Source organism: Rhizobium lentis (genome assembly GCF_017352135.1).
Taxonomy (GTDB): domain Bacteria; phylum Pseudomonadota; class Alphaproteobacteria; order Rhizobiales; family Rhizobiaceae; genus Rhizobium; species Rhizobium lentis.
Window position 1 is genome coordinate 2,400,871 of sequence record NZ_CP071454.1, and the last position, 14,330, is coordinate 2,415,200.

Annotated in this window: 11 protein-coding genes; 8 read left to right on the forward strand and 3 right to left on the reverse strand. The window is 63.6% G+C overall.

The annotated features are described in order from the left end of the window. Positions 1–38: 38 nt before the first annotated feature. On the forward strand, positions 39–443 hold the full coding sequence (locus tag J0663_RS11560; RefSeq protein WP_207240483.1) for a GFA family protein: 405 nt from the start codon (positions 39–41) through the stop codon (positions 441–443). 98 nt (positions 444–541) lie between these two features. Continuing rightward, positions 542–985, forward strand: a complete 444-nt coding sequence (locus tag J0663_RS11565) for a YybH family protein (protein ID WP_207240484.1) — start codon at positions 542–544, stop codon at positions 983–985. Between the two features lie 6 nt (positions 986–991). Here J0663_RS11565 and J0663_RS11570 read toward each other — a convergent pair whose 3' ends face one another. Next, the gene (locus J0663_RS11570) at positions 992–2,194 is read right to left on the reverse strand and encodes an MFS transporter (protein ID WP_207240485.1); all 1,203 of its coding nucleotides are present in this window, start codon (positions 2,192–2,194) and stop codon (positions 992–994) included. A 136-nt stretch (positions 2,195–2,330) separates the two neighbouring features. On the opposite strand from J0663_RS11570, the gene J0663_RS11575 reads away from it, so the two are divergent. Next, positions 2,331–2,885 carry a TetR/AcrR family transcriptional regulator gene (locus J0663_RS11575; RefSeq protein ID WP_207240486.1) on the forward strand — a complete coding sequence of 185 codons (555 nt, stop codon included), beginning with the start codon at positions 2,331–2,333 and terminating at the stop codon, positions 2,883–2,885. Between the two features lies 1 nt (position 2,886). Here the strand turns inward: J0663_RS11575 and J0663_RS11580 are convergent, their stop codons facing one another. Beyond that, positions 2,887–6,405 (reverse strand): hybrid sensor histidine kinase/response regulator, encoded by a 3,519-nt coding sequence (locus tag J0663_RS11580; protein WP_207240487.1) that lies wholly within the window; start codon positions 6,403–6,405, stop codon positions 2,887–2,889. 221 nt (positions 6,406–6,626) lie between these two features. Between J0663_RS11580 and mscL the strand changes: the two genes are divergently transcribed. The 5 genes from mscL (at position 6,627) to J0663_RS11605 (ending at position 12,163) form a co-directional block, all read left to right on the forward strand. Beyond that, positions 6,627–7,064, forward strand: a complete 438-nt coding sequence (mscL, locus tag J0663_RS11585) for a large conductance mechanosensitive channel protein MscL (RefSeq protein ID WP_207240488.1) — start codon at positions 6,627–6,629, stop codon at positions 7,062–7,064. 214 nt (positions 7,065–7,278) lie between these two features. Then, positions 7,279–8,445, forward strand: a complete 1,167-nt coding sequence (locus J0663_RS11590) for a pyridoxal phosphate-dependent aminotransferase (RefSeq protein WP_207240489.1) — start codon at positions 7,279–7,281, stop codon at positions 8,443–8,445. Positions 8,446–8,649: 204 nt separating this feature from the next. After that, on the forward strand, positions 8,650–9,684 hold the full coding sequence (gene galE, locus J0663_RS11595; RefSeq protein WP_207240490.1) for a UDP-glucose 4-epimerase GalE: 1,035 nt from the start codon (positions 8,650–8,652) through the stop codon (positions 9,682–9,684). A 222-nt stretch (positions 9,685–9,906) separates the two neighbouring features. Continuing rightward, the gene (locus tag J0663_RS11600; RefSeq protein ID WP_207240491.1) at positions 9,907–10,959 is read left to right on the forward strand and encodes an enoyl-CoA hydratase/isomerase family protein; all 1,053 of its coding nucleotides are present in this window, start codon (positions 9,907–9,909) and stop codon (positions 10,957–10,959) included. Positions 10,960–11,200: 241 nt separating this feature from the next. Next, a complete protein-coding gene (locus J0663_RS11605; protein WP_207240492.1) occupies positions 11,201–12,163 on the forward strand; it encodes an MBL fold metallo-hydrolase in 963 nt (320 codons plus the stop codon). A 59-nt stretch (positions 12,164–12,222) separates the two neighbouring features. Here J0663_RS11605 and J0663_RS11610 read toward each other — a convergent pair whose 3' ends face one another. Continuing rightward, positions 12,223–14,283, reverse strand: a complete 2,061-nt coding sequence (locus J0663_RS11610) for an ATP-dependent helicase (protein ID WP_207240493.1) — start codon at positions 14,281–14,283, stop codon at positions 12,223–12,225. Positions 14,284–14,330 lie beyond the last annotated feature (47 nt).

Below are 14,330 nucleotides of genomic sequence, written 5' to 3' on the forward strand. Positions count from 1 at the left end.
TCCGGCAACTGAAGGCAACGCCGAAGGAGGAGAGCGCGATGAAGAAAACCCACCGGGGAAGCTGCCATTGCGGCAAAGTGCATTACGAGGTGGACATCGACCTCGAAGCCGGCACCGGCCGCTGCAATTGTTCGATCTGCAGTAAGCGCCGCTACTGGGGCGCCAACGTCAAGCCGGAGGATTTCCGGCTGATGTGCGACGAGGCGGAGACATCGGATTACCAGTTCAACACGATGAGCGGGCATCACCGCTTCTGCCGCACCTGCGGCGTGCCGGCCTATGGCCATGGTTATGTCGAGGCGATCGGCGGCGCCTACGTCTCCATCAACATCGCCTGCCTCGACGATATCACTCCTCAGGAACTGGCAGCTCTGCCCGTCCGTTATGCCGACGGCAGGCACGATGCCTGGTGGAACGAGCCTGAAGTGACAAGTTATCTCTGACGCAAAAACGCACGACAGTTTTGCTGGAATAGCGCAAACTTTGTCGGATCGTCGTTCTCCCGTTCGTCCTCTGTCCGCAACGGAAAAGGAGAAGGACCGTGAAAGACGAAGCGAAGACCAGAAGCGAGGAAGAGGCGATCATCGCCATGCTGATGATGCGGGCGAGGGCGCTCGGCGAAAAGAACGCCGAGGAGGCACTTTCCTACGAGGCGGAGGATTCCGTCGAGTTTTCCCTGGCGCCGCCGCTTGTCAGCAATGGCAAGGACGAAGCGGGTCTTCAGGCCTGGTTCGACACCTGGGAAGGCCCGATCGGCGGTGAAGTGCGCGATGCCAAGCTGACGGTCGGCGGGGACGTCGCCTTCTGGAGCGGCCTCATGCACATGACGGGGACCAAGACGGATGGCGCCGAGGTTGATCTCTGGTTCCGCCAGACGCTGGGCCTCGTCAAGCAGGACGGCCGCTGGCTGGTCGCCCACCAGCATGCCTCCGTGCCCTTCGCCATGGATGGCAGCGGCCGCGCGCTGCTTGATCTCCAGCCGTGACGAATGTCAGGCAGCACTTTCCGCGGCCTCCCGCCGGCCGGTGCGAAGGGCCACGATCCCGACGCCCAGCAACAGCAGGATGGCGCTCGCATAAATATCCGTCGTCACCCGGTAACCGGCGGATTTCGCCAGGAACCCGGCAAGGATCGCCGGCAGGCTGAAGGCGAGGTAGCTCTGGATGTAAAAAGCCGACAGCAGCCCGGCCCGCTCGTCCGCCTTGGCAAGCGGCATGATCGTGCCGATCGAACCAAGGAAATTGGTGCCGAAACCGGCGCCGGTGAAGATGGTGCCTATCAACAGCAGCGGCACATTGGCAAGATGCACGCCGGCCACGACGGTCAGAATGCCAAGCGTCTGCACGGAAACGCCGAAGAGGAGATTGGCCGCGGCCGTCTTGCTGCGCCTGACATAGACAGCGGTCGCCCCGCTTGCCGTCAACGCGGCAACGACCGCTCCGCCCGTCAGCGGTGCGGTGCTGCCGGTGGTGCTGGCAACCAGGGACGGTACCAGCGAAAGGTAGAAGCCGCCGAGCGTCCAATTGGCGATATTGATCGGAGTCACCAGCGAGAGCGGCCGTTTCGCCTCCGGCGGAATCGATACCCGCGGCACGAGCGAACCGAGCGCGCCCGGCCGCGTGCTGCCGGTTTCGCGCGTCAGCCAGATGGCGGCTGCCTGCAGCGCGAAGGCGACGAGCAGCAGCGCATAGATGAGATGCATCGGGAAGGGGCCATATTGGATCAAGGCGCTGGTGCCGATTGCGCCGACCGCCATGCCGGAAAGCGGCGCGATTGAATTGACGATCTGGCCCTTCGCCCGGTCAACATCGACGAGCGCTGCCCCGAGCGATGCGCCGGCGATCCCGGTTGCGACACCCTGGACGATCCGCGCAGCGATCAGCCAGCCGGGTCCGCCGGCGGCGACGAACAGGACCATGGCGACGATTTCGAGCAGCAGGGCGGTAAAGATCACCGGCCTGCGGCCGAGATGATCGGAGATTGATCCGGCGGTCAGCAGCGCCGCCAAGAGCGCGAATGCGTAGACGGCGAAGATGACGGTGATCAGCACCGGCGAAATGGCGAAATTCTCCTGATAGATCCGGTAGAGCGGCGTCGGCACCGAGGAGGCGCCGAAGAAGGTGGCGAGCGTCAGCGCATGGAAACCGAGCGAAGGGGGCGGCGTATTCTCTGTGGATTCGGCTGCGGCGACCATATATAAGCCCTCTTAAAGCTAAGCCGTTGCGTTAGCTCCATGTAGGGTGAATGTCAGCTAAAGGCAAATTATTTGCGTTTATGGTCCTGTCAAAGAATTTGAACTATCGGAGTCAGGGCGAAATCGGGTTGCAGGCATGGCAGTGAAAGAGAATCTCCGTCCGGGCGGCAGAAGCGCCCGGGTTCAGGCGTCGGTGCACAAGGCGGTTCGCGAATTGTTGGCCGCGATGAACCGCGCCGAGGTGACGATCCCGATGATCGCCGCCAAGGCGGGTGTCACGCCGTCGACCATCTATCGCCGCTGGGGCGATCTGCAGGAGCTGCTTGCCGATGTCGCCGTCGAGCGGCTGCGGCCGGACATGCAGCCGGTCGACGCCGGGAGCGGCGAGGCTGACCTCCAGGCATGGGCGGAGCAATATGCCGAGGAAATGTCCTCCGGACCGGGCCGGGAGATGATCCGTGACGTGCTGGCGGCGCAGGCCGGCGCCAATGCCTGCAAATGCTGCGAATATACCCGCCAGCAGATCATCGTCATCTCCGACAGGGCCAAGGCGCGCGGCGAAACCTTCCCGGATGTCGATGGCGTGATGGACCAGGTGGTGGCGCCGATCATGTATCGCATCCTCTTTGGCGACGTGCCGGATGCGGCGCGTGTGCGCGACTTGGTCGAGCGTGTCATGAGCAGGGCGTGAACTATTCCGCGGCCGCGCGCTTGAGGCCGGATATCTGGGTGATATAGGCGCGCAGCGCCGCCGGCCGCACCGGTTTGTGCTGAACGGCGATGTCATGCCGCTCGGCCTCGCTGCGCACCTCAGGCGTGCGGTCGGCGGTGATCAGCAAGGCGGGAATATCGGCGGCGAACTGCCGACGCAGATGCAGGATTGCGGCAATGCCGGTGCCGTCATCGAGATGATAGTCGGCGATGGCAAGATCCGGCGGGCCGCCGCGGCCGTCCATGGCGATCACGTCGGCGAGGCAATCCACCGCCGTTACCTCGCAGCCCCAGCCGCTGAGCAGCAGCCGCATGCCTTCGAGGATATTCGGCTCGTTGTCGATGCAGAGGATCTTCAGCCCCTTGAGCGGTTGCCCCGGACGATCCGGCGGGGTGACGGCGGCCGCAGCCTCTGCCGGGCGCGCGATGTCGAGCGGCATGGCGATGCGGAATTGCGTGCCCTTGCCGTGGGTCGACTGCAGCTCTACCGGGTGGTTGAGCACCCGGGCGATGCGGTCGACGATCGAAAGGCCGAGCCCGAGGCCGGAAGCGGTTTTGGCGCCTTCGTCCAACCGGGCGAATTCCTTGAACACGGTGCGGAATTTCGATGGCGGAATGCCGATGCCGGAATCAATCACCTGGATGATCACCTGGTTGCCGCGCCGCCGCGCTCCGACTAGCACCTTGCCTGTTATGGTGTATTTGATGGCGTTGGAAACGAGGTTCTGCACCAGCCGGCGCAGAAGATTGGGGTCGGAGCGGACCCTGAGCGATGTCGGCATGACCACCAGCTTCAGCTGTTTCTCGCGGGCGATCGGCGCGAAATCGGTCTCGATCCGCTCCAACAGGTCGGAGAGGGCGACAGAGGCGAGCCGTGGCCGCATGGCGCCGGTATCGAGCCTCGAAATGTCGAGCACCGCGCCGAGAATCGTTTCAACCGATTCCAGCGCGGAATCGATGTTGCGCACGATCGGGCTGTTGTCGGATTGCGCCATGCGTTCGACCAGCGCCGAAGAATAGAGCCGGGCGGCGTTCAGCGGCTGCAGGATGTCATGGCCGGCGGCCGCGAAGAAGCGTGTCTTGCCGATATTCGCCTCGTCGGCGGCGGCGCGTGCCTCGGCCAGTTCGCGATTGACACGGGTAAGCTCCGCCGTGCGTTCGGCGACGCGCTGTTCCAGCGTCTCGTTCGCCTGTTTCAGTGCCTGGTCGGCGTTCACCTGCTGGGTGATATCGGTGAAGGTGGCGACGATGCCCTTGTCCGGCATGGCGTTGGAGCGCACTTCGATGATCCGCTCGCCGCCGCCGAGCACCAGCGAGAAGGGTTTGTCGAGCGTCAGGAAATGCCGCACGGTCTGCTGCAGATCGCCCGGCGCGATGTCGCCGCGCTGGCTGAGCGTCGTGACGATCTCCGAGAGGGGAAAGCCGACTTGGCCGGCAGTCTCGGGCAGATCCAGCAATTGCCGGAAGCGCCGGTTCCAGATCGTCAGCCGGTTGGAACTGTCGAAGACGGCAATGCCCTGATCCATTTGCGACAGCGCCGTCTGCAGCATGTCCTGGTTATATTGCAGCGCCTCGCTCGCCTGGTCGAGCAGCCAGGCGGTATCGGATGAGGCGTCCTCGATCTTCTGCAGGATCAACGATAGCACCAGCCTTGCCGAGGAGGAGCCGATGGCGCTGCCGAGCAGCTGTTCGCTGAAATGGATGAGCGCCATGTCGGCCGGCTGCTCGTCCTCCAGCTTGCGGCCGGAGCCTTGTTCATAGGTGGTGAACGAGCGCTGCATGCGCTCTTCGCCGAGATAACGTGAGATCGCGGCCTTGAGATCGCCGACGCTGATGCGGGTCTTCCAGCCGCGCGTGGCAAATTGCGAGCGCGAATGCCGCTTGACGAAGATGCCGGCCTGGATGCGTTCTAGCGGCCGGGCATTGCGGGTGAGCGAGCCGACGATGAAGAAGGCAGTGTTGACGAGCAGGCTCATGACGGTCGCATTGACCAGGGGATCGGCCTCGGCCGTGGTAAACAGCGTCGAGCCGGGAAAGATGAAGCCGAGCACGCCGCTCGCCACATAGGAATAATCCGGACCGCCAAGGGAGGGCAGGAACAGCAGGTAGACCCAGATGACGAAGCCGGAGGTCAGGCCGAGGATCGCGCCGCGCGCATTCGCCCGTCGCCAGATCAGCCCGCCGAAAAGCGCTGGGGCGATCTGCGCGATCGCCGCAAAGGAAAGCAGGCCGATCGAGGCAAGCCCGGCAGTGCTGTCGGTCGAGCGGTAATAGGCATAGCCGAAAAGCAGCACGGCAAAGATGGCGCTGCGGCGGATGTTGAGCAGCGTCTTGGCGAAATTGTCGCGCTGTCCGGCGCGGCCGGCGAGTTTGCGGCGCAGGAAGATCGGCATGATGATGTCGTTCGACACCATGATCGACAGCGCCACGGAATCGACGATCACCATCGCCGTTGCGGCCGAGAAGCCGCCGATGAAGGTGATCAGCGTCACCACGGGCATCTCGCCGGCCAGCGGCAGCGACAGCATGTAGAAATCGGCGTTGCCGGCGCCGCCGAAGGTCAGGAGCCCGCCAATCGCCACCGGCAGCACGAAAAGATTGATGGCGATGAGATAGCTGGGAAACAGGAAGCCTGCGAGCTTGAGCTGTTTCGGCGTCCGGTTTTCGACGACCGTCACGTGGAACTGCCGAGGCAGCAAGATGATCGCGAAGGCCGACAGCAGGATCAGGGTGATCCAGCGGCTGATCGGCGTATGGTAATTCAGCGCTGACATAACAAGCGCGTTGTCGACGGTCTTCTGCCAGAGATCGGCCGGGCCGTCGAAGAGGAACCAGATGACGCAGACGCCGGCCGTCAGAAAGGCGACGAGCTTGACCACCGATTCCATCGAAACGGCGAGGATCAGGCCGTCCTGATGTTCCGTCGCATCCGTATGCCGGGTGCCGAACATGATGGCGAAACAGGCAAGCACCAGGGTTGCTGCGAGCGGCAGGTCGAGGAAATAGAGATTGCCGCTGCCGATGCCGTAATCGGACGGATTGACCATGGCGCCGACGGTGCTCGAGATCGCCTTCAGCTGTAGCGCGATATAGGGGATGGTGCCGATTAGCGAGATCAGCGCGACAATCGTGGCGACTGTCGGGTTCTTGCCGTAGCGCGCGGCGACAAAATCGGCAACCGAGGTGAGCTTCTCCGCCTTGGCGAGCGCGATGATGCGGCGAAGCAGCGGCATGCCGAGCGTGAAGACCAGGATCGGGCCGATATAAATGCCGGCAAATTCCAGGCCTCGCTGCGCGGCGAGCCCGACGCTGCCGAAATAGGTCCAGGAGGTGCAATAGATCGCAAGGCTGAGCGCATAGACGACGGGCCAACCGCCATCGAGCGCGCTTGGGCCAAACGTGCCCGGGCCGCGGTTCTTGCGGTCGCCGTAGCTTGCCACGGCGAAAAGCAGGAGCAGATAGCCGAAGGCAGACGCGAATATGACCCAGCCTGGAAGCATTGACCCTCCGCCGGCGAAAAGCCGCCGGGACCTGCCGTAATGAGGTCAGCTTAAGTCATTTCAGATGCCTTGAAAATTCCCGCTGATCTACGCCTTAAGTCAAAGGCCGGGGCGCGGTTGCACCAGATAATTGCGATTGCCGATTGATTAATTGCAATGAAGATGTAGCTAATCGAAACGACGGCATATCTCTGAAATAGGATCGAAGGGAGACGGATCCGATGCTCAATGAGTTCAAGGCCTTTATCGCCCGCGGCAATGTCATGGATCTTGCCGTCGGCGTCATCATCGGCGGTGCCTTCGGCGGCATCGTCAAATCGCTGGTCGACGACATCATCATGCCGATCGTCGGCGCCGTTTTCGGCGGCTTCGATTTTTCCAATTACTTTCTGCCGCTCTCGTCGGCCGTCAACGCACCGACGCTCGCCGCCGCCCGCGCCCAGGGCGCCGTTTTCGCTTACGGCAATTTCATCACCGTCCTCATCAACTTCCTCATCCTTGCCTGGATCATCTTCCTGATGGTCAAGGCTGTGAATACGTTACGCGAACAGGTCGAGCGCAAGGAAAAGACCGCACCGGAAGAGGTCCCGCCGCCGCCGGCAGATGTCGCGGTGCTGATGGAAATCCGCGATCTCCTCGCCAAGCGCCCAACGGTCTGATCCGAGCTCAAGCCTGAGCTGCGACTGAATAGCTGCCCTTCATCCGCCTGCCCGGTGGGGGCTGCCGCGGGTCCGAAACGAGGAGAAAGGTGGCCGCAGCCGGATGAGTGGCAGCCAACCGGGCTAATTCATCACCAAAATCGATGTGCCATCACTGGATATCATGGGATTTGCCGACGCAAATCCTCTATGAAGGCGGAAACCGGAGATATGCATGTCGATCATGGAAAGCCTCAGCCCGCGCGCCCTAACGGCGCCCGAAAGCGGGATCGTCGAAGTCGTCAACTATGCCCGCGGCCGCGAAGGACTGCTGCCGCTCTGGGTGGGGGAAGGCGACCTGCCGACGCCCGATTTCATCAGCAGGGCGGCGATGGATGCGCTTGCATCAGGCGAGACCTTCTACACCTGGCAGCGCGGCATTCCGGAGCTTCGCCGGGCGCTGTCGGATTATTACAACAGGCACTTTTCCGTCCGCTTGCCGGCTGAGCATTTCTACGTCACCGGCTCCGGCATGCAGGCGATCCAGATCTCCGTGCAGGCACTGACCTCGCCCGGCGACGAGTTCGTCTACCTCACCCCCGCCTGGCCCAATATTGCCGCAGCCCTCGAAATAGCAGGTGCCCGCTCCGTCGGCGTCGAGCTGCAGTTCGAAGGCGGGAAATGGGCGCTCGATCTCGACCGCGTCGAGGCCGCCATCACACCGAAGACCAGGGGCATCTTCATCAACACGCCCTCGAATCCGACCGGCTGGACGGCGACAAAAAAGGATCTCGGCGATATCCTGGCGCTTGCCCGCAAGAACGACCTCTGGATCATGGCGGATGAAATCTACGCCCTCTATTATTTTGCCGGCGGCCGTGCGCCTTCTTTCCTCGACGTGATGGAGCCGGACGACAAGATCATCTTCGTCAATTCCTTCTCGAAGAACTGGTCGATGACCGGCTGGCGTGTCGGCTGGATCGTCGCACCGCCTGAGATGGGACAGGTGCTCGAAAACCTCGTCCAGTATTCGACGTCGGGCGTCGCACAGTTCATGCAGAAGGGCGCCGTCGCAGCGCTTGATCTCGGCGACGATTTCGTCGCCGCCAATATCGCCAAGGCGGCCCGCTCCCGCGATATTCTCTGCGACGCGCTGATTGCCACCAACCGCGTCGAGACGCTGAAGCCGGACGGCGCGCTCTACGCCTTCCTCAAGATCGATGGCGTCACGGACAGCCGCAGCGCTGCCATCGACATCGTCGACAAGACGGGCGTCGGCCTTGCTCCCGGGAAAGCGTTCGGCGCCGGCGGCGAGCTTTTCCTGCGCGCCTGTTTCCTGCGCGACCCCACCCAGATGGCGATCGCGGCCGAGCGTCTCTGCAACTACATCCTCAAGCGTTGAGAGGACGCGCAGGCACGCCTGCCCAGGCGGTTGCGTGCCGGAATCGCCCGATCGATAAAACTGTAGCAAAGACCGAAATCGGCCTCTAACCACGACTCCAAACATACCCGTTCACAAGCCTTCCAAGGGCGCTGTGATAAGAAAATTGGAAAGAAAACCGGCGCCTGATGCCCCTGCTGATAAATGGAAGCAGGGGTGTGGGACATGGCGGTTTTGGTGACGGGCGGCGCCGGATATATCGGCAGTCACATGGTGTGGGCGCTCATCGATGCGGGCGAGGATGTGGTCGTGCTCGACCGCCTTTCCACGGGCTTCCGCTGGGCCGTGGCGCCGGCGGCGCGTTTTTATCTCGGCGACATCGCCGACGCTGGCGTCCTGAAGAAGATCTTCATCGAAAACGACATCGAGGCGATTGTCCACTTCGCCGGCTCGGCCGTCGTCCCCGTCTCAGTCGCCGATCCGCTCTCCTATTACGACAACAATTCCGGCAAGACCCGGGCGCTTCTCTCCGCCTCGATCAAGGCCGGCATCCGCAACTTCGTCTTCTCCTCGACGGCCGCCGTCTACGGCCAGCAGAAGACGGATCTGCCAGTGAAGGAGACGGCCGCCCTCAATCCGGAAAATCCTTACGGTCAGTCGAAGCTGATGACCGAGTTCATGCTGCGTGATGCTGCCGCCGCCTATGATTTCAACTATGTCGCGCTTCGCTACTTCAACGTCGCCGGCGCCGATCCCGGCCACCGCGCCGGCCAGTCGACATCAGGCGCCACGCACCTCATCAAGGTTGCCTGCGAGGCAGCGCTCGGCAAGCGCGACAGCGTCCATGTCTATGGCATCGACTATCCCACCCATGACGGCACCGGCGTGCGCGATTACATCCATGTCACCGACCTCGTCGATGCGCATTTGAAAGCGCTGCAGCACCTGCGCAAGGGCAAGGCGTCGCTCGTTGCCAATTGCGGTTATGGCAGCGGCTATTCCGTGCTCGACGTCCTGAACATGGTCACCCGCCTGCACGGGCATTCCTTCAAGATCCACATGGCGCCGCGCCGCGCCGGCGATGCGGCGAGCGTCGTCGCCGACGCTTCGCTCGCCCGGCAGGTGCTCGACTGGATGCCCCGCTACGATTCGTTGGAAACCATCGTCCAGAGCTCGCTCGATTGGGAACTCTTCCTGTCAAACAGGAACGTCGACGACCTGCACAGCATCCATCGGGCCCTTGCCGCCGCATCCTTCTGAGTGGTTTCCCGCCGACGTTCGCCTGTTTATTGTCCCCGAAGCCCTCGCCGAGGAATTGAAGGCCATAGGGATTCGTCTCGCCATCGACAGTGTGGCCCGCTGCGACGTCGCAACGCCGGCCCGGGATTTGCTGTCGGCCTGAGCAAACGATCGGTGTTGGCTGGAAATGCTGGAGCGATGCCGCATCCTCGGCTATGCATGGTTCAACAGGCGAGGTGAACCATGCAGCACGGCGAAGTGATCATCGAACGGCAGGGCACTGCCGGCATCATCCGGCTCAACCGGCCGCGGGCGCTGAACAGTTTGACGTTGCCGATGATCCGCACGCTCACCGAAGTACTTGATGGCTTTGCCTCCGAATCCAATGTGGCGAGCGTTGTCATCACGGGCGAAGGCGAACGCGGTTTCTGCGCCGGCGGCGATATCCGCGCCCTGCATGAGAGCGCCCGCGCCGGCGATGGTCTCGCCGGAACCTTCTGGCGGGAGGAATTTCGTCTCAACCATCAGATCGCCTCCTACCCCAAACCCTATGTCGCGCTGATGGACGGCATCACCATGGGCGGCGGCGTCGGCCTGTCCTCCCACGGAAGGCACCGCATCGTCACCGAGCGCACCCGCCTTGCCATGCCCGAAACCGGCATCGGCTATGTCCCCGATATCGGCGCCACCTGGCTGCTGCCGAAGGCGCCCGGCGAGGCCGGAACATGGCTCGGCCTGACTGGCCTCGATATTGGCGCTGCCGACGCGATCTACGCCGGCCTGGCCGATCTTCAGGTCGCCTCGCCGCGGCTCGGCGCGGTGATCGATGCTCTTTCGGACCTGCCGCGCGGCAGCACGGCGAGCGATGTCGATGCCCTCTTGCAGGCACTTGCCGAGCCCCAGGGTGAAAGCCGGCTGCGGCAGAATGCCGCGGTGATTGACCGAGCATTCGGTTTCGGCAGCGTCGAAGAAATTCTTGCGGCGCTTGCCGCAGAAGAGGGCGAATTCGCCACCGAGACGCGCCGCGTACTGCTGACGCGCTCGCCGACCAGCCTGAAGCTTGCTCTGCGGCTGCTGAGGGCCGGCCGTGCCAGCAGTTCCCTTGCCGAGTGCCTCGGCCGTGAGCTCGGCGTCTGCCTGCAAATGCTTGACAATCCCGATTTCTTCGAAGGCATTCGCGCCGCCGTCATCGACAAGGACCGCAATCCGCGATGGTCGCCGGCGTCAGTCGAGGCGGTACCGGCCGAAACGGTCGAGCGCTTCCTGAAACCGGCCGAACCGCCGCTTTCGCTCTGACGCAATAAACTTCTTGCCTTGATCGATGCGGGCACCGCCCGGGAGGTGAGGGCGCCTGCGTCCTCATGCCAGCCGCGCCACCACCAAATCGTCGCGGCATCCCGCCGAAACCATAGGTCCTCCTGTGCTAAAGGCGAACCTTCCCTCTCCCTTGACCTGATCGACCGCCAAACACGCTTCGACATAGTGTCCGCGACGTCCCGTAACGACACGTCTCGATCACGCAAAACAGGAGCGCATCATGTCACAGGCAGAAGCAAGACCTCGCAGTCAGCAAGAGACGGACATGGACCCGGGCAGTCCGCAGTCCGGCAGGCCACGGCAGCCTGATGAGTTGGTTCCGTCGCGCTACGCGGTGCGGATCGGTGAAATTGAGGTACTGATCATCAGCGATGGGGTGCTGCCGCTCCCGACTGCGATGCTGGGACACAACGCCGACGCGGCCGACCGAGCAGCCTGGCTGGACGAGATGTTCCTGCCGCCGGACGCTTTCGACTGGGCGCTGAACGTGGTTCTGGTGCGCAGCGGCGGACAGACCATCCTCATCGACGCTGGGCTGGGTTTGGATCCGGACCTCAACTTGCCGCGGGCAGGGCAGTTGATCAGGCGACTGGAGTCCGCCGGAATTGATCTGGGATCCGTGACCGACGCGGTGCTGACCCACCTGCACATGGATCACATTGGCGGGCTGCTGGTCGATGGGGTGAAGGACCGGCTGCGTCCCGACCTCAGGATTCATGTGGCGGCCGCCGAGGCCAAGTTCTGGGAAGCGCCCGATTTCAGCCATGTGTCCATGCCGCCCGGCTTCCCGGACGCGCTTCGGGCGACCGCGAAGCGTTTCCTGAGCGAATACGGCAGCCATCTCAGGCAGTTCGACGAGCAGTCCGAAGTGGCGCCCGGAGTGATCGTCCGCCGCACCGGCGGCCACACACCTGGGCACAGTGTCGTTCGCCTGGCATCCGGCAGCGACCGTCTGACATTCGCCGGCGACGCCATCTTTGCGGTCGGCTTCGAGCACCCCGACTGGTACAATGGTTTCGAACATTATCCCGAGGAGGCGGCGCGTGTTCGCCTCGATCTCTTGCGGGAGCTGGCGGCGACCGGCGAACAGCTGGTGGCCACGCACCTGCCGTTCCCGTCCGTAGGCCGCGTGGCGGTCGAAGGTGAAGCCTTCCGTTGGGTGCCGGTATTCTGGGACTACTGAGCCTGTCAGGCAGGACCATATCGGAGCGCGTCGTAGGATCGGATTGCCCGCGGCGCGCCCTATCGCCACATACCGCGCATGCGGGCGCCGACGTCGATGCGCACCTGCCGCGCCTGCGCCTGGGCGGCCGCTTCCGATTTCACCAGCGGCCAGCTGCAGGCCTCGAAGAACTGTAAGAGCGTCGCCGGAATGAAGCGGCTGCGCGCGGCATAGACGTGCCGGTCGCCCTGCGTGTTCTGGCCGTAGGTGAAGAAGCGCTGTGGCACGACGAGATCGAGGCCGTCACGGGCGCGGGTCATCGCCACGTAGAGCAGCCGGCGCTCCTCCTCGATTTCGGCGGTCGTGCCGACGGCGAGATCGTTCGGAATGCAGCCGTCGACGACGTTCAGCATAAAGACCTTCGTCCATTCCTGGCCCTTGGCCGAATGGATGGTCGACAGGATCAGATAGTCCTCGTCGAGCAGCGGCACGCCCGCCTGGTCGCTGGTCGCATCCGGCGGATCGAGCGTGAGTTCCGTAAGGAAGCGCTCGCGCGAGGCATAACCGCCGGCGATCTGCTCGAGCTGCAGCAGGTCGGCCTGCCGTGTCGATGCGTCCTCGTGCAGCCGCTCCAGATGCGGCGCGTACCATTGCCGCGCCAGCCCGATTTCCGCCGGCCAGCCGGCCTTGCCGGATTTCAGCTCCTGCAGCATCGAAACGAAATCGGTCCAATCCGTGCCGGAGCGCGGCGGCGCCGGCATGGCGGCCAGAGCCGACAGCGGGCTAGCATCCTGGGCCATCAGGTCGAGCGCCTTCTGCGCGGTCGTCGGCCCGACGCCCGGCAGGATCTGCATCAGCCGGAAGCCCGCCACCCGGTCACGCGGGTTCTGGGCGAAGCGAAGGGCGGCCAGCATGTCCTTGACATGCGCGCTGTCGAGAAACTTTAGCCCGCCGAACTTGACGAAGGGAATGTTGCGCCGGGTCAGCTCGACTTCCAGCGGCCCGCTGTGATGGGCGGCGCGAAAGAGCACGGCCTGCTGCTTGAGCTTGAGACCTTCCTCGCGATTGTCGAGCACCTTGTCGGCGACATAACGCGCCTGTTCGGCCTCGTCGCGCACCGTGACGAGGCGCGGCCGCTCCGCCGATTGGCGCTCGGTCCACAGGTTCTTGGTGAAGCGCTCCGAGGCGAGATCGATCACGGCATTGGCGGCGGCGAGGATCGGCTGCGTAGAGCGGTAGTTGCGGTCGAGCGTGACGATATTGGCGGCCGGGCTGAAGGCCGCGGGAAAATCGAGGATGTTGCGCACCGTCGCGGCGCGGAAGGAATAGATCGACTGCGCATCGTCGCCGACGACGGTCAGCCCCTGGCCCTGCGGCTTCAATGCCAGCAGGATCGAGGCCTGCAGCCGGTTGGTGTCCTGATATTCGTCGACGAGCACATGGTCGAAGCGGCTGCCTATATCCTCGGCAATGGCGGTCTCGCCGACCATCTGCGCCCAGTAGAGCAGCAGGTCGTCGTAATCGAGCACGTTCTGGGCCTGCTTGGCCTCGACATAGCAGGCGAAAAGCTCGCGCAGCTGCTTCTCCCAGGCCGCGCACCAGGGAAAGGCATCGCGCAGCACCTGGTCGAGCGCGGTTTCGGAGTTCACCGCCCGGGAATAGATGGCAAGGCAGGTGCCTTTGGCCGGAAAGCGGCTTTCCGTTTTGGAAAAGCCGAGGTCGTGCCGGATGAGGTTCATCAGGTCGGCACTGTCTTCGCGGTCGTGAATGGTGAAATCGGCATCGAGGCCGATCTGTTGGGCATAATCGCGCAGCAGCCGCGCGCCGATGCCGTGAAAGGTGCCGGACCAGGAAAGTGCGTCGGCCATGATGCCGGCATTGGCGCCGAGAACGTCGCGGCAGATGCGCTCGACGCGTCGCGCCATCTCGGCCGCCGCCCGGCGCGAGAAGGTCATCAGCAGGATGCGGCGGGGATCGGCGCCCTTGACGATGAGATGGGCGACCCGATGCGCCAGCGTGTTCGTCTTGCCCGAGCCCGCCCCGGCAATGACCAGCAGCGGCCCGGCAATATGGCTTCCGTCGGTGAGCGTGCCGTGTTCGACGGCCATGCGCTGCTGGGGATTGAGCTTTTCGAGATACATCCAGCCGTCCGGTCGGGCTCCCGCAGAATCACTGCGGCAAGATTAGA